Origin of the sequence: Inquilinus ginsengisoli (assembly GCF_031453975.1) — a bacterium.
Classification (GTDB): Bacteria; Pseudomonadota; Alphaproteobacteria; order DSM-16000; family Inquilinaceae; genus Inquilinus; species Inquilinus ginsengisoli_A.
In genome coordinates this window covers 260,870-287,057 of record NZ_JAVDPW010000009.1, presented here as the reverse complement: position 1 = coordinate 287,057, position 26,188 = coordinate 260,870, and the positions used below count along the sequence as shown (strand labels likewise).

General features: G+C 70.1%; 21 protein-coding genes. 4 read left to right on the top strand and 17 right to left on the bottom strand.

What is annotated here, in order from left to right; all coding sequences use genetic code 11:
- The 6 genes from E9232_RS25375 to E9232_RS25350 form a co-directional block, all read right to left on the bottom strand.
- Positions 1-1,050, bottom strand: coding sequence for an NAD-dependent epimerase (locus E9232_RS25375; protein WP_309798783.1), 1,050 nt, complete (start codon positions 1,048-1,050; stop codon positions 1-3).
- The gene (locus tag E9232_RS25370; RefSeq protein ID WP_309798782.1) at positions 1,051-2,361 is read right to left on the bottom strand and encodes a nucleotide sugar dehydrogenase; all 1,311 of its coding nucleotides are present in this window, start codon (positions 2,359-2,361) and stop codon (positions 1,051-1,053) included. It abuts the gene before it with no gap.
- Entirely contained in the window at positions 2,358-5,267 is a 2,910-nt protein-coding gene (locus tag E9232_RS25365; RefSeq protein WP_309798779.1) for a [protein-PII] uridylyltransferase, read from the bottom strand. Before E9232_RS25365 ends, E9232_RS25370 begins: the two co-directional genes overlap by 4 nt.
- Positions 5,268-5,275: 8 nt before the next feature.
- Entirely contained in the window at positions 5,276-7,900 is a 2,625-nt protein-coding gene (gene mutS / locus E9232_RS25360) for a DNA mismatch repair protein MutS (RefSeq protein ID WP_309799086.1), read from the bottom strand.
- A 396-nt stretch (positions 7,901-8,296) separates the two neighbouring features.
- Positions 8,297-8,785 carry a GNAT family N-acetyltransferase gene (locus tag E9232_RS25355; protein WP_309798777.1) on the bottom strand — a complete coding sequence of 163 codons (489 nt, stop codon included), beginning with the start codon at positions 8,783-8,785 and terminating at the stop codon, positions 8,297-8,299.
- Positions 8,786-8,914: 129 nt separating this feature from the next.
- A complete protein-coding gene (locus E9232_RS25350; RefSeq protein WP_309798775.1) occupies positions 8,915-9,076 on the bottom strand; it encodes a hypothetical protein in 162 nt (53 codons plus the stop codon).
- Between the two features lie 499 nt (positions 9,077-9,575).
- On the opposite strand from E9232_RS25350, the gene E9232_RS25345 reads away from it, so the two are divergent.
- The 4 genes from E9232_RS25345 to E9232_RS25330 all read left to right on the top strand — a co-directional run bounded on the left by E9232_RS25345 (position 9,576) and on the right by E9232_RS25330 (position 16,609).
- A complete protein-coding gene (locus E9232_RS25345) occupies positions 9,576-11,861 on the top strand; it encodes an NADP-dependent malic enzyme (protein WP_309798773.1) in 2,286 nt (761 codons plus the stop codon).
- 126 nt (positions 11,862-11,987) lie between these two features.
- Positions 11,988-12,536, top strand: a complete 549-nt coding sequence (gene ppa, locus E9232_RS25340; protein WP_309798771.1) for an inorganic diphosphatase — start codon at positions 11,988-11,990, stop codon at positions 12,534-12,536.
- A 79-nt stretch (positions 12,537-12,615) separates the two neighbouring features.
- Entirely contained in the window at positions 12,616-15,096 is a 2,481-nt protein-coding gene (locus E9232_RS25335) for a bifunctional acetate--CoA ligase family protein/GNAT family N-acetyltransferase (RefSeq protein WP_309798770.1), read from the top strand.
- 148 nt (positions 15,097-15,244) lie between these two features.
- The gene (locus E9232_RS25330) at positions 15,245-16,609 is read left to right on the top strand and encodes a transglycosylase SLT domain-containing protein (RefSeq protein WP_309798768.1); all 1,365 of its coding nucleotides are present in this window, start codon (positions 15,245-15,247) and stop codon (positions 16,607-16,609) included.
- A 77-nt stretch (positions 16,610-16,686) separates the two neighbouring features.
- On the opposite strand, the gene E9232_RS25325 is transcribed toward E9232_RS25330, so the two are convergent.
- The 11 genes from E9232_RS25325 to hrcA all read right to left on the bottom strand — a co-directional run bounded on the left by E9232_RS25325 (position 16,687) and on the right by hrcA (position 26,173).
- On the bottom strand, positions 16,687-17,271 hold the full coding sequence (locus E9232_RS25325; RefSeq protein ID WP_309798766.1) for a class I SAM-dependent methyltransferase: 585 nt from the start codon (positions 17,269-17,271) through the stop codon (positions 16,687-16,689).
- A gap of 68 nt (positions 17,272-17,339) precedes the next feature.
- The gene (phoB, locus tag E9232_RS25320) at positions 17,340-18,047 is read right to left on the bottom strand and encodes a phosphate regulon transcriptional regulator PhoB (protein WP_309798764.1); all 708 of its coding nucleotides are present in this window, start codon (positions 18,045-18,047) and stop codon (positions 17,340-17,342) included.
- Complete coding sequence (gene phoU / locus E9232_RS25315; protein WP_309798762.1) at positions 18,044-18,775, bottom strand: phosphate signaling complex protein PhoU; 732 nt, start codon at positions 18,773-18,775, stop codon at positions 18,044-18,046. Before phoU ends, phoB begins: the two co-directional genes overlap by 4 nt.
- Positions 18,776-18,801: 26 nt before the next feature.
- On the bottom strand, positions 18,802-19,635 hold the full coding sequence (pstB, locus tag E9232_RS25310; protein ID WP_441723187.1) for a phosphate ABC transporter ATP-binding protein PstB: 834 nt from the start codon (positions 19,633-19,635) through the stop codon (positions 18,802-18,804).
- 5 nt (positions 19,636-19,640) lie between these two features.
- On the bottom strand, positions 19,641-20,504 hold the full coding sequence (gene pstA / locus E9232_RS25305) for a phosphate ABC transporter permease PstA (RefSeq protein WP_309798760.1): 864 nt from the start codon (positions 20,502-20,504) through the stop codon (positions 19,641-19,643).
- 6 nt (positions 20,505-20,510) lie between these two features.
- Entirely contained in the window at positions 20,511-21,461 is a 951-nt protein-coding gene (pstC, locus tag E9232_RS25300; RefSeq protein WP_309798759.1) for a phosphate ABC transporter permease subunit PstC, read from the bottom strand.
- 114 nt (positions 21,462-21,575) lie between these two features.
- Positions 21,576-22,637, bottom strand: coding sequence for a phosphate ABC transporter substrate-binding protein PstS (pstS, locus tag E9232_RS25295; protein ID WP_309798757.1), 1,062 nt, complete (start codon positions 22,635-22,637; stop codon positions 21,576-21,578).
- Between the two features lie 99 nt (positions 22,638-22,736).
- Complete coding sequence (locus tag E9232_RS25290; protein ID WP_309798756.1) at positions 22,737-24,203, bottom strand: ATP-binding protein; 1,467 nt, start codon at positions 24,201-24,203, stop codon at positions 22,737-22,739.
- A 124-nt stretch (positions 24,204-24,327) separates the two neighbouring features.
- A complete protein-coding gene (locus E9232_RS25285; RefSeq protein ID WP_309798754.1) occupies positions 24,328-24,468 on the bottom strand; it encodes a hypothetical protein in 141 nt (46 codons plus the stop codon).
- Positions 24,465-25,058, bottom strand: coding sequence for a nucleotide exchange factor GrpE (gene grpE, locus E9232_RS25280; RefSeq protein WP_309798752.1), 594 nt, complete (start codon positions 25,056-25,058; stop codon positions 24,465-24,467). Before grpE ends, E9232_RS25285 begins: the two co-directional genes overlap by 4 nt.
- Positions 25,059-25,072: 14 nt before the next feature.
- On the bottom strand, positions 25,073-26,173 hold the full coding sequence (hrcA, locus tag E9232_RS25275) for a heat-inducible transcriptional repressor HrcA (RefSeq protein WP_309798751.1): 1,101 nt from the start codon (positions 26,171-26,173) through the stop codon (positions 25,073-25,075).
- Positions 26,174-26,188 lie beyond the last annotated feature (15 nt).

Below are 26,188 nucleotides of genomic sequence, written 5' to 3'. Positions count from 1 at the left end.
CTATCCGCCGTAGAAGCTGCGGTACCACTCCACGAAGCGCGGGATGCCGATCTCGATCGGGGTGGTCGGGTGGAAGTCGATCGCCGCCTCCAGCTCCGCCACATCGGCGTAGGTCTCGGGCACGTCGCCGGGCTGCAGCTCGCGGAAGATCTTCTGCGCCTCACGGCCCAGCGCCTTTTCCAGCACCCCGATCATGTCCATCAACGCCACCGGTCGGGTGTTGCCGATGTTGTAGAGCCGGTAGGGCGCCGTGCTGGTGGCCGGGTTCGGCGCGTCGCCGGACCAGGCCGGGTCGGGCGCCGGCACGCGGTCCAGCACCCGGGCGACGCCTTCGACCAGGTCGTCGACATAGGTGAAGTCGCGCAGCATATGGCCGTGGTTGAACACCTCGATCGGCCGCCCCTCGAGGATGGCGCGGGTGAACAGGAACATCGCCATGTCGGGCCGGCCCCAGGGGCCGTAGGCGGTGAAGAAGCGCAGGCCGGTGACCGGCATCCGGTAGAGATGGGCGTAGCAATGCGCCATCAGCTCATTCGCCTTCTTGGTCGCGGCGTAGAGGCTGAGGGGATGGTCGACATTCTGCCGCACCGAGAACGGCATCGCCGTGTTGGCGCCGTAGACCGAGCTGGATGAGGCGTAGACCAGGTGGCGCACGCCGTTGTGGCGACAGCCTTCCAGCACGTTGAGGAAGCCGACCACATTGGCGTCGACATAGGTCTCGGGATGGGTCAGCGAATGCCGCACCCCGGCCTGGGCCGCGAGATGCGCCACCAGGCCTGGCTTTTCCCGGGCGAACAGGTCGGCCATGCCGGGCCGGTCGGCGATGTCGAGGCGGTGGAAGGTGAAGCCCGGCTGTTCGGCCAGCACCGCCAGCCGCGCTTCCTTCAGCCGCACGTCGTAATAGGGGCTGAGGTTGTCGACCCCCACCACCCGGCGCCCGGCCGCGAGCAGCCGCCGCGCCAGGGTGAAGCCGATGAAGCCGGCAGCCCCGGTGACGAGGACGGGATCTGCGCCCGAGAACTCAGGGGACGGGTCGACCGGGGCGGGCATCTACAGGCTCCAATAGGCGAGGCGGGACGGCACGCTCGCCGGATCCAACGCGGATTTCACATCCATGACCAGGCCGCCGTCGCGCAGGCAAGGCCAGAATTCACCGAACGGTCGGTCAATATAAGCCCGGTGCGGCACCGCCAGCACCAGCGCGTCGAGATCGCGGAAGGCGCCCAGGCCGGACAGGGTGAGGCCGTATTCGTGCCGCGCCCGGTCCGGATCGGCCAGCGGATCGTGGACCAGCGGCTCGATGCCGTAGCCCGCGAGTTCGGTGACGATGTCGGGCACCCGGCTGTTGCGCAGGTCGGACACGTTCTCCTTGAAGGTCAGGCCGAGGATGCCGACCCGGGCGCCCAGGATGGTGCGGCCCTGGCGCGCCAGCACCTTGACCAGCTTGCCCGCGAGGAAGGCGCCCATCTGGTCGTTGATGCGGCGGCCGGCCAGGATCATCTCCGGCCGGTAGCCCACCGCCTCGGCCTTGGCCGTGAGGTAGTAGGGGTCGACGCCGATGCAGTGGCCGCCGACCAGCCCGGGCTGGAACTTCAGGAAATTCCATTTGGTGCCGGACGCGGCCAGCACCTCGGCCGTGCGCAGGCCGAGCCGGTCGAAGATCATCGCCAGCTCGTTCATCAGGGCGATGTTGAGGTCGCGCTGGGTGTTCTCGATCACCTTCGCCGCCTCGGCGACGCGGATCGACGGCGCGCGGTGGATGCCCGCCGGCACGATGGCGCCATAGGCCGCCGCCACGCGCTCCAGCGTCGCCGCGTCCTGGCCGGAGACGACCTTGACGATGCTCTCCAGCCGGTGCTCGCGGTCGCCGGGGTTGATCCGCTCCGGCGAATAGGCCAGGGCGAAGTCGATGCCGGCCCGCAGGCCGGAGGCGCGGGCCAGAGCCGGGCCGCACACCTCCTCGGTGGCGCCGGGATAGACGGTGGATTCGAACACCACCACGGCGCCGGGCGACAGCGCCCGGCCGATGGTCTCGCAGGCCCGCAGCAGCGGCCCGAAATCGGGCCGGCGCTCGGCATCGATCGGCGTCGGCACGGTGGCGACGAAGAAGGTCGCGCCCTTCAGCACCGCCGGGTCGGCGGTGATCGCCAGGCCGGTGCCGGCCAGGTCCGCCGCCTCGACCTCGCCGGTGATGTCGCGGCCCTCGCGCAGCGCGGCGACGCGGCCGGGATCGATGTCGAAGCCGACAGCGCCGGGGTAGCACCGGGCGAAGGCCAGCGCCACCGGCAGCCCGACATAGCCCAGGCCGACGACGGCGATGCGCTCCGCCGCAAGGGACTCCGCCGCAGGGGATGAGGTCATGCCGCGGTCCGGCGGGTGCGGGGGCGCCGCTTCACCGCGGCCGCCACCGGCTTGGCCACCGGGTCCGCCACCACCCCGGTCAGGGTCTTGCGGATCTGCGCCAGCTTGGCCTCATGGGTGATCTTCAGCCCGAACACGTCCTTGACGTAGAACACGTCGACCGCGCGGGCGCCGAAGGTCGAGATCTTGGCCGAGGAGATCTGCAGGCCGAGATTGGTCAGCGACCGGCCGACGGCGTGCAGCAGGCCCGGCCGGTCGCGGCCGTTCAGCTCGATCACCGTGTGGGTGCGGCTGGCCTCGTTGTCGACCAGCACGCGCGGCGCGATCGACACCGCGTTGAACCTGGGATAGGTGCGGTGCCGCCGCTCCAGCTCGGCCGACATCTTCATCTCGCCGGACAGGCTGCGTTCGATCGCGACCTTGACCTTGGCCAGCCGCTCCGGCGCGTCGAAGGCGCCGCCCTCGACCGCGTCCTGGACCAGGAAGGTGTCCAGCGCCATGCCGTCGGCGAAGGTGAAGATCTTGGCCTCGACGATGTTGCCGCCGGACACGGCGATGGCGCCGGCCAGGCGCGAGAACAGGCCGGGATGGTCGGCGGTGTGGATGGTCAGCTCGGCCACCGTGCGCTGCTGGTCGACCCGGATGTCGATGGCCAGCGGCGTGGCCTCGGCCTTGGCGTCCGCCGCCTGCACCAGCCGGGCGTGGCGGGCCTGGGTGGCGCCGTCGAAGGCCAGCCAATAGGCGCGGCTGACCTTGGCGATATAGGGCTCGACCGTGTCCTTCGGCCAATCCGCCAGCGCCTCGCGCAGCAGGTCCTTGGCCAGCTCGACCCGGCGCTCGGCCCCGACCGTCTCGTCGGCGCCCGACAGCCGCTCCTCGGCCCGGTAGTAGAGCTCGGACAAGAGCGTCGCCTTCCAGGCGGTCCAGCGCCCGGGGCCGACCGCGCTGATGTCGGCCGCGGTCAGCACCAGCAGCAGCCGCAGCCGCTCCGGGCTTTCCACCGCGGCGACGAAGTCCTGCACCGTCTTGTCGTCCTCGATGTCGCGCTTGAAGGCAGTGTCGCTGAGCAGCAGGTGCCAGCGCACCAGCCACTGCGCGGTCTCGGTCTCCTCCGGCGTCAGGCCGAAGCGGGGGCCCAGCTTGCGCGCCACGCGGGCGCCCAGCACCGAATGGTCGCCGCCGCGGCCCTTGGCGATGTCGTGGCACAGCAGGGCGACGTAGAGGGCGCGGCGCGACCCGGTCTTGCGCATCACCTGGGTGGCCAGCGGCAGGGTGTCCGCCGCCTCGCCGGTCTCGATCCGGTGCAGGATGCCCAGCGCGAACAGCGTGTGCTCGTCCACCGTATAGGTGTGGTACATGTCGTACTGCATCTGCGCCACCACGCGGCCGAAATCCGGGATGAAGCGGCCCAGCACGCCGGCCTCGTTCATGCGCCGCAGCGGGATCTCCGGGTCCTGCTCCGCGGTCAGGATCTCCAGGAAGATGCGGTTCGCCTCCGGGTCCTCGCGCAGGCCCGGGATGAGATCGATGTTGCGGGTGATCAGCTTCAGCGCCGCCGGATGGATGTCGAGGTCGCGCAGCTGCGCCACCCGGAACAGCCGGATGATGTCGACCGGGTGCTCGCGGATCTGCTTCTCGCCGGCCAGGCTGATGCGGTCGCCGTCCAGCGGCAGCCCGTCGACCATGGGCGCCGCGAAGCCGAGGAAGGCCAGGCCGCGCTTCGGCCGCCGCTGGCTTTCCGCCTCCAGCGCCGCGCAGAAGATGCGGGTGAGGTTGCCGACCTCCTTGGCCACCAGGAAGTAGTGCTTCATCAGCCGCTCGACGCCCTTGGCGCCGGCATGGTCGGTGTAGCCGGCGACGCGTGCCATCTCCGGCTGCAGGTCGAAGGTCAGCCGGTCCTCGGCCCGCCCGGTCAGGTAGTGCAGCTGGCAGCGCACGGCGCGCAGGAAGCTCTGCGACCGGCGGAAGTGCCGCGCCTCCTCCTCGGTCAGCACCCCCTTGGCCACCAGCCCCTCGACGCCATCGACCTGGTAGAGGTACTTGCCGATCCAGAACAGGGTCTGCAGGTCACGCAGGCCGCCCTTGCCCTCCTTCACATTCGGCTCCAGCACATAGCGGCTGTCGCCCATGCGGCGGTGGCGGGCGTCGCGTTCGCCCAGCTTGGCTTCGGTGAAGGCGGCGCCGGTGCCGGCCGCCACCTCCTCGATGAAGCGCTTGCGCAGCGTGTCGTACAGGGACGGCTCGCCCCACAGCAGCCGGGTCTCCATCAGGCTGGTGCAGATGGTGGTGTCGCTGCGGGCCAGGCGCAGGCATTCGTCGACCGAGCGCACGGCGTGGCCGACCTTCAGCCCGAGGTCCCACAAGAGGTAGAGCATGTACTCCACCACCTGCTCGACCCGCGGGTTGCGCTTGTAGGGCAGCAGGAACAGGAGGTCGATGTCGGAGAACGGCGCCAGCTCGCCGCGGCCGTAGCCGCCGATCGCGGCGATGGCGAAGCGTTCGCCCACCGTCGGGTTGGACACCGGGAACAGCCGCGACACGGTCAGCGCCGCCAGCCCCGCGATCAGCACATCCATGAGATAGGCGGATTCGCTGACGCAGGCATCGGCCGACCCGTCCTCGTCGACGAAGCGGCGGCGGACCACCGCACGGCCGTCCGCCAGCGCCTGGCGCAGCACCGCCAGGATCTCCGCCCGCTGCGCCTGGGCGTCGCCGCGGTCCAGTGCTGCGTAGAGACGCTGCTCCAGCACCGCGGGATCGATGATCTCGAGCGGCGCGTCGATCCGCTCGCCGCCGCGCCGCACCGCGCTGGGCGCAGGCGAGGCGGCAGCCGAAGGCGCTGCCTGCGGCAGGAAGCGGCGGAGGCGGCCACGCAGGCCGGGTCGGGCGATGATCTCGTCGGGCATGATGGGTCTTAGGTGAGCAGCGCCTTCAAAGCATACAACCGTTCGAGCGCTTCGCGCGGCGTCATCGCATCGGGATCGATCTCCGCCAGCGCGGATTCGACCTCGGACGGGCCTGCCGCCTCTGCCAGCGTGGTCGGCCGCGCCATCGCCGCCGAGAACAGCGGCAGGTCGTCGACCAGCCGGGCGACGCTGCGCCCCTGCTTGCCCTGCTCCAGCGCCTCCAGCACCTCCTCGGCCCGGCCGATCACCGCGGCCGGCAGCCCGGCCAGCCGGGCGACATGGATGCCGTAGGACCGGTCGGCGGTGCCCGGCGCGACCTCGTGCAGGAACACGATGTCGCCCTGCCACTCCTTCACCCGCATGGTGTGGCAGGACAGGCGCGACAGCCGCGCCTGCAGCGCCGTCAGCTCGTGGTAATGGGTGGCGAACAGCGCGCGGCAGCGCGTGGTCTCGTGCAGATGCTCGACGCAGGCCCAGGCGATCGACAGCCCGTCGAAGGTGGCGGTGCCGCGCCCGATCTCGTCGAGGATGACCAGCGCCCGCGGGCCGGCCTGGTTCAGGATCGCCGCGGTCTCGACCATCTCGACCATGAAGGTGGAGTGGCCGCGCGCCAGGTCGTCGGCGGCGCCGACCCGGCTGAACAGCCGGTCGACCACGCCGATCTCGGCATCCTCGGCCGGCACGAAGCCGCCCATCTGGGCCAGCACGGCGATCAGCGCGTTCTGGCGCAGGAAGGTGGATTTACCGGCCATGTTCGGGCCGGTCAGCAGCCACAGCCGACGCTCCTCCGACAGGTCGCAGTCATTGCCGACGAAGGCGCCGCCCTGGGATTCGGCCAGCGCGATCTCGACCACCGGGTGGCGGCCGCCCCTGATGCGGAAGGCGGTGTCGTCGGTCACCCGCGGCCGGCAGTAGCGCCGCTCGACCGCCAGCTCGGCCTGCGACGCGGCGACGTCGAAGCCGGCCAAAGCGCGGATCGCGGACGACACTGCCTCGGCCCGGCCGGTGACCTCGCCGACCAGGTCGGCGAACAGCCGCAACTCGATCGCCAGCGCCTTGTCCGCCGCCTCGGCGATCGACCGCTCCAGCGTGCCGAGCTCGACCGTGGTGAAGCGCATCGCCGAGGCCATGGTCTGGCGATGGATGAAGGTGCCGATATGCGGCGGCTGGGTTAGCTTGTCGGCCTGGTTGGCCGAGACCTCGACGTGATAGCCGATGACGTTGTTGTGGCGGATGCGCAGCGTCGAAATCTTGGTCTCGTCGACGTAACGCTGCTGCAGCGCCGCGATCAGCCGGCGCGACTCGTCGCGCAGGGTGCGCAGCTCGTCCAGCTCGGGCAGGTAGCCCGCGGCGATGAAACCGCCGTCGCGGATCAGCAGCGGCAGCTCCTCCGCCAAGGCCCGGGCCAGCCGGTCGATCAGCCCGTCATGCTCGCCGAGTTCCGCCGCGGCGCGGGACAAGAGCGGCGGCAGGTCGAGGAAGCGCGGGGCGCCCAGCCGGTCGCGCAGGGCGGTGCCCTGGCGCAGCGCGTCGCGGATCGCCGCGAGATCGCGCGGGCCGCCGCGGCCGAGGCCCAGCCGGGTCAGCGCCCGCTCGCCATCCGGGCAGGCGCGCAGCAGGGTGCGCAGGTCGTCGCGCAGCCGCCCGTCCTCGACCAGCGCCTGGACGGCATCGAGCCGTTCGCCGATCGCCGCCGGGTCGGTCAGCGGCGCCGCCAGCTGCGATGCCAGCATGCGGGCGCCGGGGCCGGTGACGGTGCGGTCGATCGCGGCCAGCAGGCTGCCACGGCGGTCGCCCGATAGGGTGCGGGTCAGTTCGAGGTTGCGGCGGGTGGCGACGTCGATCTCCATCACCGCGCCGCGCGGCAGGCGGCGGGGCGGCGACAGCCGCGGCAGCGCCTTCTGGGTCAGCTGGATGTAGTCGACCAGGGCGCCGGCGGCGGCGACCTCGGCCCGCTCGAAGCTGCCGAAGGCATCGAGGGTGCCGACCCGGAACAGATCCTGCAGCCGGCGCCGCCCGTTCTCGCTGTCGAAGCGGGCGCTGGGCTGCGGCGTCAGCCGCATCTTCCAGTCGCCGAGCAGCTCGAACAGCGCCGGATTCTGCAGCACCCGCTCGGGCAGCAGGATCTCGCTGGGGTCGAACCGGGCCAGCGCGGCGCCCAGCCGGTCGGGCGCGGTCGGCTCGGTCACCAGGTCGCCGGAGGAGATGTCGACCGCGGCGATCGCCAGGGTGCCCGCGACCTCGGCCAGCGCCACCAGGTGATTCGCGCTGCGCGGCTCCAAGAGGCCGTCCTCGGTCACCGTGCCCGGGGTGACCACGCGCACAACCTCGCGCCGCACCAGCGTCTTGCCGGAGCGCTTGCGCGCATCGTCCGGGCTTTCGGTCTGGTCGCACAGCGCCACCCGGAAGCCCAGCCGGATCAGCCGGGCCAGATAGGCCTCGTGGCTGTGCGCCGGCACCCCGGCCATCGGGATGTCGCCGCCCTGGTGCTGGCCGCGCTTGGTCAAGGCGATGTCGAGCGCCGCCGCGGCCTTGACCGCGTCGTCGAAGAACATCTCGTAGAAATCGCCCATGCGGAAGAACAGCAGGCAGTCCGGATGGGCCGCCTTGGCCTCCAGATACTGCGCCATCATCGGCGTGACGGGCGGTTCGGTCGTCGCGGGGGTGCTGCTGTCGGGCAAGGCTGTCGACACGGGGCTCGGGGATCGGATGGGCGAAGGGCGGACCTTAGCACGCCTTTCCCACACTTCTCACGCCCTTGCGTCGCCTTGCGACAGGTGGGGTACCGGGGCCGGAACGCGGTTGCGCCGCAGGGTGGTTTTCCCGGCGGCGCCCCGCCCGATCCCCGCGCCGAAGCCCACCGACCACAGGCGGCCGGCGATCCGGAACCGGATCCGCGGCGCCCCCTCCCCCATGGCGGATGGCGCCGCTGCGACTCGGATCATACTAAGATTGATAATCACTCTCAATCTCCATTGCCGATCGACGGGATGCGACGCGTCCGGGGCCGCCGGACAGGCGGCCCCGGGTCAGCGTTGCAGCACCCGGCGCATCACCAGCTCGTCGCCGAGCATTTCGCCGGTCTCGACGAAGCCCTCGGCGGCGTAGAGCCGGCGCGCCACCAGGTTGGCCGGGTCTACGCCGAGCATCACCCGCTCGCTGCGCGGCAGGCGGTCGAGGATGGCCAGCGTGGCGCGCAGGGCGGCGCGGCCGAAGCCGCGGCCCTGGAACCGGGCGTCGATCATCAGCCGGTAGATCCAGCGCCGGCCTTCATCCGGGTCGAGCGCGTGCATGACGAAGCCGACGACCCCACCATTGGTGGCATCGCAGACCCCGAGCGGCACGCACCAGGGCATCTCATCCGCCTCGGCGATGGATTCGGCGTTGGAGGCGACGAAGCCCGCCTGGTCGGGCAGCACCCGCAGCGAGGCGAACACGGCGCGATCCTGCGACGTGACCATGGGGACAAGCCGCACCGGCGGCGCTGCCGGCAGGGGCGGCGCGCGATATGCGTACATGTGATTTAGTTCCTATATAGCGTCGATAACCCAAGCCTCGCGCCCGACACGGAGGTCGGGCACAGGCCGGTGGGATCTAGCGACGGGAAGCGGCGGGGCAGTGCCCGAAGGCCCCGCCCCGCTCCCGTTTCAAGATCTGAGCCCGACGTCGCGTCTGAGGTATTCGCTCAGCGAATCGGTGTCGCGGGGTTTTCGGCGCGGCGTCACGAGGACGCGACCCAGCTCCGCAAACGCGACGACGATGAGCGACAGCGACGGACGGAAGGCACGCTTCTCGTTCGAAACGAACATGATGGTCTCCAAATCGGTTTGGAGGTTGATGAACCGTCCGGCCGACACGGGTCGGGCCGATGAGGGTCGGACCTGTAGCGGTCGGACGGGGCGAATCCGTCACGCGGAATGCGGGACGGAATGGGGTGGAAGGTTGAAGGACGAGGATCGGATGCGGAGGCGTCGGAAACGGCCCGTTGGGGTCCGTCCGGCGGTGTCGGCAGCGATCAGGTCAGTGCAGGGAAGCTATCAGGTCGTGAGTCGACGAGATCTGATCGTGCAGACGTTCAGGCGGTCTTGCCGCGGTAGAGATGAACATTGGTCATTGCACGATCCTCCCTGGAATTGGAGTAGAGCCGAGAGATACGGGATTGCCGCTGCGTTGCGCAAGCGGCCTCTTTTGGGTGCAGTGCGAAGAGATCTTGGCGTTGCAGAAGAGCCACAGTCGGAAGGGCTTGACGGTCGGTTGCGGCGAAGGTCCAGTGATCGGCCCCGCATCCACCCAGCGCCGCCGGACATCATGACCACATCATCGCTCGATGACGACGCCCTCGCCTTCCACGCCCAGGGCCGCCCCGGCAAGCTGGAGATCAGTGCGACCAAGCCGCTGACCACCCAGCGCGACCTGTCGCTGGCCTATTCCCCCGGGGTGGCGGCGCCCTGCCTGCGGATCCATGCCGATCCAGCGGCGGCCTACGACTACACCGCCAAGGGCAACATCGTCGCCGTGATCTCCAACGGCACCGCGGTGCTGGGCTTGGGCGACCTGGGCGCGCTGGCCAGCAAGCCGGTGATGGAGGGCAAGGCCGTCCTGTTCAAGCGCTTCGCCGACATCGACGGCATCGACCTCGAGGTCGACACCCGCGACGTCGACGAATTCGTCAACTGCGTGCGCTTCCTGGGGCCGTCCTTCGGCGGCATCAACCTCGAGGACATCAAGGCGCCGGACTGCTTCATCATCGAGGCCCGGCTGCGCGAGCTGCTCGACATCCCGGTGTTCCACGACGACCAGCACGGCACCGCGATCATCGCCGCGGCCGGGCTGATCAACGCGCTGGAGCTGACCGGCCGGACCATCGGCGACATCCGCATGGTGCTGAACGGCGCCGGCGCCGCGGCGATCGCCTGCGTCGAGCTGTTCAAGTCGCTGGGCACCCCGGCGCAGAACATCATCCTGTGCGACAGCAAGGGCGTGGTCTACCAGGGCCGCACCGAGGGCATGAACCAGTGGAAGGCGGCCCATGCCGTCGACACGCCGCACCGCACCCTGGCCGAGGCGGTGGCCGGGTCCGACGTCTTCATCGGCCTGTCGGTCAAGGGCGCGATGACGCCCGAGATGGTCCGGTCGATGGCGGACAAGCCGATCATCTTCGCCCTGGCCAACCCGGACCCGGAGATCGCGCCGGACGCGGTCAAGGCGGTGCGGTCGGACGCCATCATCGCCACCGGCCGGTCGGACTATCCCAACCAGGTCAACAACGTCCTGGGCTTCCCCTACATCTTCCGCGGCGCGCTGGACGTCCGCGCCCGCACCATCAACGAGGCGATGAAGCTGGCCGCCGCCCACGCGCTGGCCCGGCTGGCCCGCCAGGACGTGCCGGATGAGGTCGACAGCGCCTATTCCGGCCGCCGGCTGCGCTACGGCCCCGAATACATCATTCCGGTGCCGTTCGACCCGCGGCTGATCGAGGAGATCCCGCTGGCCGTCGCCCAGGCGGCGATGGAATCGGGCGTGGCGCGCAAGCCGATCACCGATGTCGCCGCCTATCGCCAGAGCCTGCGCCGCCGGCTGGACCCGACCGTCGACAAGCTGCAGCTGATCTTCGACAAGGTGGCGTCGGCCGACACCCGCGTGGTGTTCGCCGAGGGCGAGGAGGAGCGCACCATCCGCGCCGCCATCGCCTTCCGCGCCGCCGGCTACGGCACGCCGATCCTGATCGGGCGCGAGGAGCGGGTGCGGGAGACCATGGCCCGGATCGGCCTGCCCGAGGCCACCATCGCCGAGCTGGAGATCCACAACGCCCGGCTGTCGCGCCACAACGAACGCTACATCGACTTCGTGTGGCGCCGGCTGCAGCGCCAAGGGCTGCTGCAGCGCGACGTCGCCCGCATGGTCAACCAGGGCCGCAACATCTTCGCCGCCTGCATGGTCGCGCATGGCGACGCCGACGCCATGGTCACCGGCCTGACCCGCAACTTCACCACCTGCTTCGAGGAGATCACCCGCGTCATCGACCCGGCGCCGGACCATGTGCCCTTCGGCCTGTCGATGCTGACGGTGCGCGGCGGCACGGTGCTGATCGCCGACACCACGGTGCATGAGCGGCCGGACCCGGAACTGCTGGTCGACATCGCGCTGCAGGCCGCGGCCAAGGCGCGGGCGCTGGGGCATGAGCCGCGGCTGGCCTTCGTCTCCTCCTCCAATTTCGGCCAGCCGATGCGGGAGTTCACCCAGCGCATCCGCGACGCCGTCACCATCATGGACGCCCGCGCCAAGGCCGGCGGGGTCGATTTCGAATACGACGGCGAGATGACCGCCGAGGTCGCGCTCGATCATGAGCTGATGAAGCGGCTGTACCCCTTCGCCCGCCTGTCGGGACCTGCCAACCTGCTGATCATGCCGGCGCTGAACGCGGCCAATATCGGCGCCAAGATGCTCCAGAAGCTGGCCGGCGCCTCGCTGATCGGGCCGCTGATGTGCGGCCTGGAGAAGCCGGCGCAGGTGGTGCAGATGGGCGCGACGGTGACCGAGATCGTCACCGCCGCGGCGCTGGCCGCCTACGACGCGCTGCCGCAGCGGCGATAGTTCCCTCGCTGCAGCGCACAAAAAAGATGGGGTGATCCGCATCGGCGGAACGCCTCGGCACTAGCCCTGGGGCGCGGTCCGCATTATGGTCCGCGCCCATACCCCTTCGGAACGACCAGGGCCGTCATGGATATCAACAAGATCCCGGTGGGCGTGAACCCGCCCTTCGACGTCAACGTCCTCATCGAGAACCCGATGGGCGGGGTGCCGGTGAAGTACGAGCTCGACAAGGAGTCGGGCGCGATGTTCGTCGACCGCTTCCTGCACACCGCGATGGCCTATCCCGGCAATTACGGCTTCATCCCGCACACCCTGTCGGGTGACGGCGACCCGGTCGACGTCATCGTCGTCGGGCGCGAGCCGGTGATGCCGGGCGCCGTGCTGCGCGCCCGGCCGGTCGGCGTGCTGCTGATGGAGGACGAGGCCGGCGAGGACGAGAAGATCCTGGCGGTGCCGGTGTCGAAGCTGCACCCCTACTACGCCAAGGTGCAGAGCTACGAGGACCTGCAGGAGATCCTGCGCGACCAGATCTCTCACTTCTTCGCCCATTACAAGGACCTGGAAAAGGGCAAGTGGGTCCGGATCATGGGCTGGGACGGGCCGCAACGGGCCGCCGAGATGATCGTCGCCGGCATCGAGCGCGCCAAGGCCGACAAGAAGACCGCCGCCGAGTAAGCACCCCGACCGACATCGTCCTTGAGCCGCCCGGCCTGCTGGGCGACTCTCAGCGCACGGCCCCTGCCGGGAGCGCGCGATGTCGGTCCGCAACCTGGACGCCCTGTTCCGCCCGGCCTCGATCGCCCTGATCGGGGCCAGCCGCCGTCCGGGCTCGGTCGGCGCCGTGCTGGCCCGCAACCTTTTCGCCGGTGGCTTCGGCGGGCCGGTGATGGCGGTCAACCCCCGGATCCAGTCCTTCGGCGGCGCCCCGTCCTACCCCTCGGTCGCCGCCCTGCCGGTCGGGCCGGAGCTGGCGGTGATCGCCACCCCGCCGGCCACCGTGCCCGGGCTGATCGCCGAGCTGGGCGCCCGCGGCACCCGCGCCGCCGTGGTCGTCACCACCGGCCTCGATGCAGGCCCCGAAGGCGCGGGGCTGCGCCAGGCCATGCTGGACGCGGCCAGGCCGCATCTGCTGCGCATCGTCGGGCCCCATTGCCTGGGCCTGATGGCCCCGCATCACGGCGTCAACGCCAGCCTGGGCCATGTCGCGCCGCTGGCCGGCGACATCGCCTTCGTCAGCCAGTCCGGCGACATCGCCGCCGCGGTGCTGGACTGGGCCACCCATCGCGGCATCGGCTTCAGCCACGCGGTGTCGCTGGGCGACATGGCCGATGTCGATTTCGGCGACCTGCTGGACTGGCTGGCCGCCGATGGCCGCACCCGGGCGATCCTGCTGCATGTCGAGACCGTCACCCAGGCCCGGAAGTTCATGTCGGCCGGGCGCATCGCCGCCCGCACCAAGCCGGTGGTGGTGATCAAGGCCGGCCGCACCGGCGCCCTGGCCGGGCCGGACGCGGTCTACGACGCCGCTTTCCGCCGCGCCGGCATGCTGCGGGTGTTCGACCTGGCCGAGCTGTTCGACGCGGTCGAGACCCTGGCCGGCGGCCTGCGCGTCGACGGCGAGCGGCTGGCGATCCTGAGCAATGGCGGCGGCATCGGCGTGCTGGCGGCCGAGGCGCTGGCCGATGCCGGCGGCAGCGTGGCGGCCCTGTCGCCCGAGACCCTGGCCCGGCTGGACGTGGCGCTGCCGGGCCACAGCCTCGGCAACCCGGTCGATGCCATCGGCCCGGTCGACATCCGCGGCGACGCCACGGGCGAGCGCTATGCCCGCACACTCGATGCGTTGCTGGCCGATCCGGGCAAGGATGCCGTGCTGGTGCTGAACGGTCCCAGCGCGCTTGCCGATCCGATCCCCGCGGCGCGGGCGATGGTGCAGTCGGTGGCGCAGGCGACGGCGCGCAACGGCCGGCGGCCGCCCGTGCTGACCAGCTGGCTGGGAACCGGCGCCGCCGCCGTCGCGGCCAGACGCCTGCTGGCCGAGGCGCGGATCCCCGGCTACGCCACCCCCGGCCAGGCGGCGCGGGCGTTCATGCACCTCGCCCGCCATCGCCGGAACCAAAAGTCGCTGATGGAGACGCCGCCGGCCCTGCCGGAGGATTTCGTGCCCGACACCGAGGCGGCCCGGGCGGCGATCGCGGCTGCGTTGGTTGAGGGCCGGTCGACCCTGGCCGAATCGGAGGCCCGGTCGTTGCTGGAGGCCTATCGGATCCCGGTGGCGCCGGCCGGCAGCGCGGCGGGGTCGGAGGCGCACCCGCTGATCCTGGCTATCGGCGAGGATCCGCTGTTCGGCCCGATCCTGCGCTTCGGCCAGGGCGGCGCCGCCGCCGGGATGCTGGGCGACAGTGCCGTCGCCCTGCCGCCGCTGAACGCCGTGCTGGCGCGCGAGCTGATGGCCCGCGCCCGGGTCTGGCGGCTGCTGCAGGGCTATCCTGGCCGGCCGCCGCCCGACCTCGACGCCATCGCCCTGACCCTGGTGAAGCTGTCGCAGCTGGCCGCCGACCTGTCCGAGGTGGCCGCGCTCGAGATCAATCCCCTGCTGGCCGATGCCGCCGGCGTGCAGGCGCTGGACGCCCAAATCAGGGTGCGGCCGCCGTTGCCGGTGGGCACGCCGCGATTCGCCATCCGCCCCTACCCGCAGCGACTGGTCGAGCGGCTGGTGCTGCGCGACGGGCGCGAGATCGTGCTGCGGCCGGTGCGGCCGGAGGACGAGCCGGCGATTCGCGAGATGCTGCAGCGATCGGCCCCGGCCGATGTCCGGCTGCGCTTCTTCAGCACCATGCGCAGCTTCAGCCACGAATTCGCCGCCCGGCTGACCCAGATCGACTACGACCGCGAGATGGCGCTGGTGGCCGAGGCCGAGGAGGACGGGCGCAGGGTGCTGCTGGGGGCCGTGCGCATCATCGCCGACCCGGACAACGAGACCGCCGAATACGGCATCATGGTGCGGTCCGACCTGAAGGGCCACGGGCTGGGGTCCCGGCTGATGACCGAGATCATCGCCTATGCCCGCAGCCGCGGCCTGAAGCGGATCTACGGCGAGGTGCTGCGTGAAAACGTCACGATGCTGCGCATGGCGGGAGAGCTCGGCTTCGCCCGCGAAGATGTGGCCGACGAGCCCGGCATCGTGCATGTGACGATTTCGCTCGACGACCTGCCCGCTCTCGGTCAGCATTCCTGACAATTGTTCGACCGTCTGGGGGACAGGCTGGTCGGCGTTTTGTACTTTGAATGAAGGACTTATCCGTATACGTTAATCGCCTGCGTTAATGTTGGGGCCTGCGGCGCCGCCGTCGGTCTTTGCGATTCGGGGGAGCATGGAGGGGAATATGCCAGGGACAACCCGCTGGACCAGGGCTGTTGCGGCCACCGCGTTGCTTGCCGGCCTGCTGGCCGCCTGCGCCGAGGCGCCCAAGCCGAAGCCCGTGGTCGCGAGCGGCCCCTGGGGTGCCGAGATTCACGAGGCGTCGCGTCGCTTCGACGTGCCCGAGGCCTGGATCCGCGCCGTAATGCAGGTGGAAAGCGGCGGCCAGACCCATTGGAAGGGTGGCCAGCCGATCACCAGCACCGCCGGCGCCATGGGCCTGATGCAGGTGATGCCCGGCACGTATGACGAGCTGCGCTACCAGCACGGCCTGGGCGGCGATGCCTACAACCCGCGCGACAACATCATCGCCGGCGCGGCCTATATCCGCGACATGTACGACCTCTATGGCTATCCCGGCTTCCTCGGCGCCTACAATGCCGGGCCGGAACGCTATCGCCAATACGTCGAGGAAGGCCGGCCGCTGCCGCGCGAGACCCGGCGCTACATGGACATCATCGCGCCGCAGATCGCCGGCATCCTGCCCGGCAAGAGCGCGCCCGACCGCATGACCCAGTACGCGGCGGCCCAGATCGACCGGCAGATCCCGGCGACCCGCAACACCACCGTGGTCGCGGCGATGAAGCCGATCCCCGACGGCTCGTCGATGCGCGGCACCACCGTGGTCGCAGCCATGCAACCCATCCCCGATGGCTCGTCGATGCGTGGTGCGACCGTGGTCGCAGCCATGCAACCCATCCCCGATGGCTCGTCGATGCGTGGTGCGACCGTGGTCGCAGCCATGCAGCCGATCCCCGATGGCTCGTCGATGCGCGGCACCACCGTGGTCGCGGCGATGCAGCCGATCCCCGATGGGTCGAGCGCCTACCGCGCCGTGCAGCAGAATCCGGTGGCCGCCCTGGCCGCCCGGACGGTGCAGCCGGCCCCGGTGCAGATGCGGCCGATCCCCGACGCCGGCGCCGTCCAGGTCGCCACCGTGGCCCCGGCCGCCCGCACCGTCGTGGTGCCGGCCCCGGTCCGCATGGCCCCGATCCCCGACGGCAGCAGCCAGGTGGCCGCGGCAACCCCGGTGACGCGCAGCGTGCTGCCGCCGCCGGCCCGCATGGCGCCGATCCCGGACGCCCAGCCGGTGGCCCGCGCCCCGGCGCCCGAGGTCCGGGTCGCGGCGGCGGTTCCGGCTGCGCCGCCGGTCCGCGCCACCGCCGCCCCGACCCGCATGGCGCCGATCCCCGACGCCCCGCCGGTCCGCGTGGCCTCGGCCAAGGCCAACCGCCCGGCGATCCAGCAGGTCGCCGACGCCGGCGAGCCGCGCCGCCAGACCAACGGCCTGCCGGCCGGCTGGTTCGTTCCCAGCGCGCCGGGCAAGTAGGCCGGCGCTCCCTGCTCCCCAAAAAAGCCCGCGATGCCGGTCCGGCGTCGCGGGCTTTTTGCTGTCCGAAGCCGGGATCAGGTCGCGTCGATCATCCCCTTGCCGTCGCGGCGATAGCTCCAGGCGCCCGAGGGCGGCAGGCTGCGCCAGACGAAGTCGACCAAGCGCCCGCGCAGCCCCAGTTTGCGCCGCGGCAGCGGCGACAGGATCTGGTTGGTGATCTGCAGGAACTGGCCGGCCCGGCCCATCCGGGTGAAGGCAGCGTCGATGATGCGGCGCTGCAGCTCGAGCGGGAACCAGATGATCGGCAGGGTCGACACCACCGTCGACAGCCTGATGACACCGGCCGCCTCCAGCATCGTGCCGATGTCGGCAACGTCGCCCTCCAGCACCCGCACGCCCGGGAAGCGGCGGCGCAGCACGGCGCACAGCTCCGGCATCTTCTCGACCACGATCAGCTTCTCCGGCGGCAGTCCGGTCGCCAGCAGCTCCTCGGTGATGCTGCCGGTGCCGGCGCCGAGCTCCAGCACCGGGTCCTCGACCCGCGGGTCGACATGGCGGGCGAAGGCCCGGGCCAGAGCGGGGCTGGAGGGCGCCCAGGCCGCGATCTTGAGCGGCGACCGGAACCACAGCCGAAGGAACAGCCAGGAATCCTTGTTCATGCGACGCCTCCGAATCCGGGGTCGAGACTACGGGTCGGCACGATCATAAGAGCCCGCCTGGCGGCGGATCAGGCCTGGGCCTGGACGTCCAGCGAGTAGCCGGCCGAACGGACGGTGCGGATCAGGTCGATCTCGGTGTCGTCGTTCAGCGCCTTGCGCAGGCGGCGGATGTGCACGTCGACGGTGCGCGGCTCGACATAGACGTCGTGGCCCCAGACGATGTCGAGCAGCTGCTCGCGGCTGAACACCCGGCCGGGATGCTGCATGAAGTGGCGCAGCAGGCGGAACTCGGTGGGGCCGAGATGGACGTCGCGGTTGCCGCGGCGGACGCGGTGGCCGCCGAGATCCATGCTGAGATCGGCGTAGCTGAGCATGTCGCCGGCGCTGGACGGCGAGGTCCGGCGCAGCACCGCCTTGATCCGGGCCAGGAGTTCCGGCGTTGAGAACGGCTTGGCGACATAGTCGTCGGCGCCGGAATCGAGGCCGCGGACGCGATCCCCTTCCTCGCCGCGCGCGGTCAGCATGATCACCGGGATGTCGCGGGTCTTGGCGCCGCGGCGCAGCTGCCGGCAGACCTCGATGCCCGAGAGATGCGGCAGCATCCAGTCCAGCAGCACCAGGTCGGGGCGCTGCTCGCTGGCCAGCAGCAGCGCCTCTTCGCCGTCATAGGCGGCCAGGACGCGGAAGCCCTCGCGCTCCAGGTTGTAGGTCAGCAGGGTGACGAGGTCGACTTCGTCCTCGACCACCAGAACCAGCGGCTGAATGCCGGCCCTCATGGGCTATCCTCCGACTTTGCCTCGGGGATGACGACGGTGAAGGAGGATGAGTCGCCCTTGGGGCGCGCATCCTTGATCGGCTTGCCGGTGAGCAGGAAGTGGATCAGCTCGGCGATGTTGGTGGCGTGGTCGCCGATGCGCTCGATGTTCTTGGCGATGAACAGCACATGGGTGCAGGGCGTGATGTTGCGCGGATCCTCCATCATGTAGGTGAGGGTCTCGCGGAACAGGCTGGTGTAGAGGTCGTCGACCGATTCGTCCTGGCGCCAGGCGGACAACGCCTTCTCCAGGTCGCGCTCGGTGTAGGCGTCGAGCACGTCCTTGATGATCTGCTGCACCATCCGGCCCATGCGCGGCAGCGTCGCCACCGGCCGGACCACCGGCACCTGGGCCAGCGCCAGGGAGCGCTTGGCGATGTTGGCGGAATAGTCGCCGATCCGCTCCAGGTCCGAGGCGATGCGCAGGGCTGAGACCACCTCGCGCAGGTCGCCGGCGAAGGGCTGGCGCAGCGCCAGGATCTGCACCACCTGGGCGTCGATCGAGGTCTCGTAGGCGTCCATCTGCTCGTCGCTGCGCACCACCCGGCCGGCGAGGTCGGCGTCGCGGCGGACCACGGCCTGGATGGCGAGCTCGAGCTGGCTTTCGGCCAGGCCGCCCATCTGCACGATGGTGCGGCGCAGCGCCTCGAGCTCCTGATCGAAGGATTTGACGATATGTTCATTAGCCATGGTGCGGACCCTTCCTGACCGGGAGCTCAGCCGAAGCGGCCGGTGATGTAGCTGTGCGTCCGCTCGTTCTTCGGGCTGGTGAACAGCTCCGAAGTCTCGCCGAACTCGACCAGCTCGCCGAGATACATGAAGGCGGTGAAGTCGGCGGCGCGGGCCGCCTGCTGCATGTTGTGGGTGACGATCGCGATGGTGTAGTCGGTCTTCAGCTCGTCGATCAGCTCCTCGATCTTCGCGGTCGAGATCGGGTCGAGCGCCGAGGTCGGCTCGTCGAGCAGCAGCACGTCCGGCCGCATCGCGATGGTGCGGGCGATGCACAGGCGCTGCTGCTGTCCGCCGGACAGGCTGGTGCCGCTCTTCTTCAGCTTGTCCTTGACCTCGTCCCACAGCGCGGCGCGGCGCAGCGCCGCCTCGACCCGGCTGTCCATCTCGGCCTGGTCCAGCTTCTCGTACAGCCGGATGCCGAAGACGACGTTGTCGTAGATCGACATCGGGAACGGCGTCGGCTTCTGAAACACCATGCCGACCCGGGCGCGCAGCAGGTTGACGTCCTGCTTCGGCGCCAGGATGTTTTGGCCGTCCAGCAGCACTTCGCCGGTGGCGCGCTGCTTCGGGTACAGATCGTACATCCGGTTCAGGATGCGCAGCAGGGTCGACTTCCCGCAGCCCGAGGGACCGATGAAGGCGGTGACGCAGCGCTCGTACAGCGGCAGGTTGATCTTCTTCAGCGCCTCATGGTCCTCGTAGAAGAAGGACAGGTTGCGGACCGTGACCTTCTCGCGGAGGTCGCGGCCGAGGCCGGTCGGGCGGTCGACATTGATGTTCATGTCGAGCGTCGTCACCTGCGCACCATTGCCTGTCATGACCGTCAGCCCTGCTTGCTGCCGAGCGAGGAGAGCGCCCGGGCGATGATGTTGAGGAGGAGAATCGTCACGGTGATCAGGAGCGCCCCGCTCCAGGCCAGCTCGACCGATCGCGGATCGGTGCTGTTCAGCGTCATCTGGTAGATCGTCACCGGCAGGTTGGCGATCGCCTGCCCCATGTCCGCGCTCCAGAACTGGCTGCTGAACGAGGTGTAGAGCAGCGGCGCCGTCTCACCGCTGATGCGCGCGATCGCCAGCAGGACGCCGGTGATGATGCCGTTGCGCGCGGCGCGGTAGCAGACCTGGGTGACCACCTTCCATTGCGGCGAGCCCAGCGCCGACGCCGCCTCGCGCAGGGTGTTCGGCACCAGCCGCAGCATGTCCTCGGTGGTGCGGGTCACCACCGGGATCGCGATGATCGACAGCGCCACCGCCCCAGCCCAGCCCGAATAGTGGCCGAACAGGCCCGCGACCAGGACCTGGTAGACGAACAGGCCGATCACGATCGACGGGGCGCTGAGCAGGATGTCGTTGACGAAGCGGATGACCTCGGCGAGGCGGCTGGTCTTCCCGAACTCCGAGAGGTAGGTGCCGGCCATGATGCCGACGATGGTGCCGATCACCGTGCCGATCAGCGTCATCAGGAAGCTGCCGTAGATCGCGTTCAGCAGCCCGCCCCCGTCGGAGCCCGGCGCCGGGGTCGATTCCGTGAACAGGGTCACGCTGAGCGACCCGACGCCGTTGATGAAGAGCGTCGCCAGGATCCAGACCAGCCAGAGCAGTCCGAACAGCGCTGCACCGAGGGAGATGGTCAGCATCACCGCGTTGGTCGCCCGGCGGCGGGCGTAGCGGGCAGAGGCGATCTGCATGGCGGTCTAGCTCCCTGCCTTGCGCTGCAGCCGCATGAGCTGGAGCTTGGCCAATGCCAGGACGATGAAGGTGATGACGAACAGCGCCAGGCCGAGGGCGAGCAGGGCCGAGTTCAGCAGTTCGCTCGGATTCGAATTGGCCAGGTTGGCGATGGTCGCGGAGATCGTGGTGCCCGGCGCCAGGAGCGACGCGTTGATCTTGATGGCGCTGCCAACCACGAAGGCGACCGCCATGGTCTCGCCCAGTGCCCGGCCGAGGCCGAGCATGACGCCGCCGACCACGCCGGTGCGGCTGTAGGGCAGCACGACCTTCCACATCACTTCCCAGGTCGTCGCGCCCAGCCCGTAGGCGGATTCCTTGAGCAGCGGCGGCACCGTCTCGAACACGTCGCGGGTGATGGCGGTGATGAAGGGCAGGATCATGATCGCCAGGACGATGCCGGCGGTGAAGATGCCCTGGCCGTAGATCACGCCGGAGAACAGGAAGCCGATGCCCGGAAGCTGGCCCAGCGTCGCCTTCAGGAAAGGCAGGATCGTCTGCTGCAGCACCGGCCCCAGCACCAGAAAGCCCCAGATGCCGTAGATGATGCTGGGGATGCCGGCCAGGAGTTCGATCGCGATGCCGAAGGGCCGCTTGAGCATCGGCGGGCACAGCTCGGTCAGGAAGACGGCGATGCCGAAGCTGACCGGGACGGCGATGATCATGGCGATGACCGAGGTCACCACGGTGCCGTAGATCGGCGCCAGGCCACCGAAGATCTCCTTCGGCGGCTGCCAGGTCGGATCCACGAAGAAGCCGGGGCCGAAGGCCTGGAGCGCCGGCAGCGCGCCGACGGTCAGCGAGACGATGGCGCCGCCGAGCAGGATCAGGACCAGTACGGCGAAGGACTGCGTGGCCAGGCGGAAGATCGTATCCGCCGTGCGTTGGCGCCGGGCGACCCCCGCACCGATCCGCATTCCGATGTTCTGCGACGTCGCATCCACCATAAATCACCTTGCCCGGGAAGCAGGCGGCACCGTGCGGCCGGTTGTGACCCGCACGGTGCCGTATCGATCAGGAACCGGCTGCGATCACTTGGACGCGGTCCAGATCGCCTTGCCGTCGGTGGCCTTGATGTTGTCGGCCCAGGTCTTGTGAACCATGGTCACAACCGCTTCCGGCATCGCCACGTAGTCGAGGCTTTCCGCTTCCGGGGTGCCCTTGCCGTAGGCCCAGGCGAAGAACTGCAGTGCGGTGGCCGCGGCCGCGGCATCCTGCGGCTGCTTGTACATCAGGATGAAGCTGGCGCCGGTGATCGGCCAGCTCTCGGCACCCGGCTGGTTGGTCAGGATCACGTAGTAGCTCTTAGCGTTGGCCCAATCCGCGTTGGCGGCGGCGGCCTGGAAGGTCTTGATCGTCGGCTCGAGCGTCTTGCCGTCCTTGTTGACCATCCGGGCATAGGTCAGCTTGTTCTGCTTGACGTAGGCGTATTCGACGTAGCCGATGCCGCCTTCGGTCTGCTGGACGGCGCCGGCGACGCCGGCATTGCCCTTGCCGCCGAGCCCCGTCGGCCACTGCACCGAGGTGCTGGCGCCGATGGTGTCCTTGAACTTGGCGTTCACGCTGGACAGGTAGTTGGTGAACAGGAAGGTGGTGCCCGACCCGTCGGCGCGGTAGGCCGGAGCGATGTCGGTGCCCGGCAGCTTGAGGTCCGGGTTCAGCTTCTTGATCTTCTCGTCATCCCACTTGGTGATCTCGCCGAGATAGATCTCGGCGATGGTGTCACCGTCGAGCACGAGCTTGCCCGGCTCGATGCCCGGGATGTTCACGACCGGCACGACGCCGCCCATGACCATCGGGAACTGGACCAGCCCGGCGGCATCCAGGTCTTCGGCCTTCAGCGGCATGTCGGAGGCGCCGAAGGTGACGGTCTTGGCCTTGATCTGGTTGATGCCGCCGCCGGAACCGATCGCCTGGTAATTCAGGCCGACGCCGGTCTCTTTCTTATACGTGTCCGCCCACTTGGCGTAGACCGGGGCCGGGAAGGTGGCGCCGGCGCCGGTGATGTCGGCGGCCATGGCGGTGCCCCCGAGGAGCATGGCGGCAGCGCCGATCACCGCGCCGCGAAGGGTGGATCGTGAAAAGAGCTTCACGGGGATCTCCTGTGGTGGGTGGCGGCGACCCGGAATGTCGCCGGTCGAACGGCGAAGGCCGTATCCGTCCGCAGGCTATAGACGCCGGCACCGAAGCTTTTACGACAATTCGGTTACAGTTTTATGAAGGGCCCGGCCGCCGGCCTTTGCGCCTGGTGCTGCGGGCAGGTGCACCGTGAAGACGCTGCCGCGCCCGACCTCGCTGTCGATCTCCAGCCGGCCGCGATGGCGGCTGACGATGTGCTTGACGATGGCGAGGCCGAGGCCGGTGCCGCCGACGGCGCGGCTGCGCGCCGGGTCGATCCGGTAGAAGCGTTCGGTCAGCCGCGGCAGGTGTTCCCTGGCGATGCCGTCGCCCTGGTCGGTGACGGTGACGACCAGGCCCGGGCGCCGCCCTTCCTGGACGGTGCGGGCGGAGATGCCGACCACCGAATCCGGCCGGCTGTAGTTGATCGCGTTGGACACCAGGTTCTGGAACACCTGGTACAGCTGGTCCGAATCGCCGACCACTGCCGGCAGGTCGGGCGACAGGTCGAGTTCGAGCCGCTGGTTCTTGCGCTGAGCCTTCAGCTCCAGCGCGTCGGCCACTGCCTGCAGCAGCGGGCCGATCGTCACCCGCCCGGTCGGCGGCACATGCTCGTCGAGTTCGATCCGCGACAGCGACAGCAGGTCGTTGACCAGCCGCGACATGCGTTCGGCCTGCGCCTGCATGATGCCGAGGAAGCGCTCGCGCGCGGCCACGTCGTCGCGCGCCGGGCCGCGCAGCGTCTCGATGAAGCCCATCAGGCTGGACAGCGGCGTGCGCAGCTCGTGGCTGGCATTGGCCACGAAATCGGCACGCATCTGCTCGATGCGCTTGGAGATGGTGAGGTCGTAGAGCGTGACCAGCAGCGCCGGCTCCGGCCCGCCGCCCGGCTCGCGATGGGCCGCCTCGGGCGGGACGATCTCGGGCGAGACCGCGGTGTCGCGGCGCTCGAAGCGCTGGATGCGGACCTCGAACTCCCGTTCGATCGGCACCGGCAGGTTCAGGGGCACGGTCTGCACCGCACCGCCGGCCAGCACCGCATCGACCGCCGCCACGATCTCGGGATGGCGGATGGCGTCCGCCATGTCGCGGCCTAGCAGCCGGTCGCCGAACAGCCGCCCGGCGGCGCCGTTGGCGCGCAGCACGCTGCGATCGCCGGCCAGCACCAGAATCGGGTCCTCCTGCGCCTCCAGGATCTCCGACGCGGTCTGCAGCTCGACCGCCAGGGTGCGCTCGCGGCCGCGGGCGTGGCGCTGCAGCCGCAACAGGTGCAGGAACAGCACTTGGCCGATCTCGGTCGACGGCCGCGGCGGCGTCTCCGGCGCCTCCACCGTCGATGCCGCGATGTGGCGGCGCAGCAGTTCGAGGTCGCGCAGCAGGCGCCAGGCGAACAGGCCGGCGACGGCGACCACCGCCAGCACGCCGGCCGCAGCCAGCCAGACGCCGATTCCCCCCGCCCCCGCCGACAGGAACAGCGCCGCGATCACCAGGACGGCGATCGCGCCGATGCCAAGCAGATGACGGTAGATCGGACCGGCCATGCACGCGCCTCGAGCAGCGAGCCTAGGATACCGCGATCATGCGGGGGACGGCGAAGCTACGTGAGGGCGGTGACAGTTTCGTGTCGATTCCCTGCGGCATGCGGACCGCAGGGATGCGCCCGCCTCAGGATGGCTTGGACATGCCGGCGCCGACGCCGACATAGGGGCCCTGGGCGGGCTTGACCGCCGGGTCGCAGGCGGCGGCGAGCACCGCCACCGCGATCAGGGCCGACGCGAGACCGAGCCGCCGGTTCTTCATCGTCATTCCCCCTTGGCCACGCCGACCATGGCCGGGCGCAGCAGGCGTCCCTGCAGCACATAGCCGGGCTGGATCACCTGGATGATGGTGCCGGCCGGCTTGCCGCTGCCCGGCAGTTCGAACATCGCCTGGTGGAAGTTCGGGTCGAACACCTCCCCCACCGGCTCGATCCGGGTGACGCCGTTGCGCTCGAAGGCGGCCAGCAGCTGGCGCTCGGTGGCGGCGACGCCGTCCATCAGGGTCGCCAGGGCCTGGTCCTGCTCCACCGCCTCGGCCGGCACCGCATCGATGGCGCGGCGCATGTTGTCGGCGGCGTCCAGCAGCGACTTGGCGAAGCTGGAGATCGCGAACTTCGCCGTGTCCTCGCGCTCGCGCTCGGACCGGCGGCGGATGTTCTCGGTCTCGGCCAGCGCGCGCAGCGCCTGGTCCTTCAGCTTGGCGGTCTCGGCCTCCAGCGCGGCGATGCGGTCCTGCGCCTCGGCCAGTGCCGCCCCATCGTCACCGGCTTCGGATTCGGTCGCGGCGACACCCTCGACCGCGGGCTCCAGGCCCTCGGTCTCCGGCTCCGTCGCGTCCGGGCGGGGCTCGGGGGACATCGTCTTGCTCTGCATCATGCTACCTGGTTCGTGTTCTCGTTGGTCCACAGGAGACGCCCTATCATCTTCGCGGTGTAATCCACCATCGGGATGATGCGGGCGTAGTTCAGCCGCGTCGGCCCGATCACGCCGATGGCGCCCACCACGCGCTGGTCGCCGCCCTTGTAGGGGGCGATGATCATCGAGCAGCCGGTGTGGCTGAACAGGCCGTTCTCGGCGCCGATGAAGATCTGCACGCCCTCCGCGGCGTTGGCCGCGTCGAGCATCTTCAGCATCGACTCCTTGGTCTCCAGCACCTGGAACAGGCCGCGGATGCGATCGAGGTCCTCGAGCGCGGTGACGTCGCTGAGCAGGCGGGACTGGCCCTTGACGATCAGCGTGCCGCCCCCGCTGCCGCTCCAGGTGGCGAGGCCGGCCTCGACCACCTTGGTCGAGAGGGCGTCGAGCTGGGTGCGCTGCGCCTCGATCTCGGCCGTCACCTCGGTCCGGGCCTCGGCGATGGTGCGGCCGACGATGCGGGCGTTGAGGTAGTTGGTGACGTGGACGAAGGTCGAGGCCGGCAGCCCGAGCGGCACCTCCAGCACGCGGTTCTCGACCATGCCGTCCTCGGTGACCAGGACGACCAGCGCCCGGCCCGGCGACAGGTTGACGAATTCGATGTGCTTCAGCGGGCGGTCGGCCTTGGGCGCCAGCACCAGCCCGGCGCAGGCGGACAGGCCGGACAGGGTCGACGTCGCCTCCTCCAGCATCTCGGCGACGCCGCGGCCGGCCTGGGCGCATTGCGCCTCGATCGAGGCGCGCTCGCTCTCGCCGACATCGCCCAGCTGCATCAGCCCGTGCACGAACAGCCGCAACCCCGCATCGGTCGGCAGCCGGCCGGCCGAGGTGTGCGGCGCGTAGAGCAGCCCGGCCTCCTCGAGGTCGGCCATGACGTTGCGGATGGTGGCCGGCGACAGCGAGGCGCCGAGCCGGCGCGAGAGGGTGCGGCTGCCCACCGGCTCGCCGGACTGGACATAGGCGTCGACGATCAGGCGAAAGACCTCGCGGGATCGCTCATTGAGCTCCCGGAAGGCCTGGCCCGTCGATCGGGTCGAGAAGTCGTTCAATGCGTTCATGGCTGTCGCCACGCT

What these genes read in the sequence shown, in the direction of transcription:
- E9232_RS25375 (WP_309798783.1), bottom strand. Translation starts at nt 1,050, where the DNA reads ATGCCCGCCCCGGTCGACCCGTCCCCTGAGTTCTCGGGCGCAGATCCC.
- E9232_RS25370 (WP_309798782.1), bottom strand. Translation starts at nt 2,361, where the DNA reads ATGACCTCATCCCCTGCGGCGGAGTCCCTTGCGGCGGAGCGCATCGCC.
- E9232_RS25365 (WP_309798779.1), bottom strand. Translation starts at nt 5,267, where the DNA reads ATGCCCGACGAGATCATCGCCCGACCCGGCCTGCGTGGCCGCCTCCGC.
- mutS (WP_309799086.1), bottom strand. Translation starts at nt 7,900, where the DNA reads ATGATGGCGCAGTATCTGGAGGCCAAGGCGGCCCATCCGGACTGCCTG.
- E9232_RS25355 (WP_309798777.1), bottom strand. Translation starts at nt 8,785, where the DNA reads ATGTACGCATATCGCGCGCCGCCCCTGCCGGCAGCGCCGCCGGTGCGG.
- E9232_RS25350 (WP_309798775.1), bottom strand. Translation starts at nt 9,076, where the DNA reads ATGTTCGTTTCGAACGAGAAGCGTGCCTTCCGTCCGTCGCTGTCGCTC.
- E9232_RS25345 (WP_309798773.1), top strand. Translation starts at nt 9,576, where the DNA reads ATGACCACATCATCGCTCGATGACGACGCCCTCGCCTTCCACGCCCAG.
- ppa (WP_309798771.1), top strand. Translation starts at nt 11,988, where the DNA reads ATGGATATCAACAAGATCCCGGTGGGCGTGAACCCGCCCTTCGACGTC.
- E9232_RS25335 (WP_309798770.1), top strand. Translation starts at nt 12,616, where the DNA reads ATGTCGGTCCGCAACCTGGACGCCCTGTTCCGCCCGGCCTCGATCGCC.
- E9232_RS25330 (WP_309798768.1), top strand. Translation starts at nt 15,245, where the DNA reads ATGCCAGGGACAACCCGCTGGACCAGGGCTGTTGCGGCCACCGCGTTG.
- E9232_RS25325 (WP_309798766.1), bottom strand. Translation starts at nt 17,271, where the DNA reads ATGAACAAGGATTCCTGGCTGTTCCTTCGGCTGTGGTTCCGGTCGCCG.
- phoB (WP_309798764.1), bottom strand. Translation starts at nt 18,047, where the DNA reads ATGAGGGCCGGCATTCAGCCGCTGGTTCTGGTGGTCGAGGACGAAGTC.
- phoU (WP_309798762.1), bottom strand. Translation starts at nt 18,775, where the DNA reads ATGGCTAATGAACATATCGTCAAATCCTTCGATCAGGAGCTCGAGGCG.
- pstB (WP_441723187.1), bottom strand. Translation starts at nt 19,635, where the DNA reads ATGACAGGCAATGGTGCGCAGGTGACGACGCTCGACATGAACATCAAT.
- pstA (WP_309798760.1), bottom strand. Translation starts at nt 20,504, where the DNA reads ATGCAGATCGCCTCTGCCCGCTACGCCCGCCGCCGGGCGACCAACGCG.
- pstC (WP_309798759.1), bottom strand. Translation starts at nt 21,461, where the DNA reads ATGCGGATCGGTGCGGGGGTCGCCCGGCGCCAACGCACGGCGGATACG.
- E9232_RS25290 (WP_309798756.1), bottom strand. Translation starts at nt 24,203, where the DNA reads ATGGCCGGTCCGATCTACCGTCATCTGCTTGGCATCGGCGCGATCGCC.
- E9232_RS25285 (WP_309798754.1), bottom strand. Translation starts at nt 24,468, where the DNA reads ATGACGATGAAGAACCGGCGGCTCGGTCTCGCGTCGGCCCTGATCGCG.
- grpE (WP_309798752.1), bottom strand. Translation starts at nt 25,058, where the DNA reads ATGTCCCCCGAGCCCCGCCCGGACGCGACGGAGCCGGAGACCGAGGGC.
- hrcA (WP_309798751.1), bottom strand. Translation starts at nt 26,173, where the DNA reads ATGAACGCATTGAACGACTTCTCGACCCGATCGACGGGCCAGGCCTTC.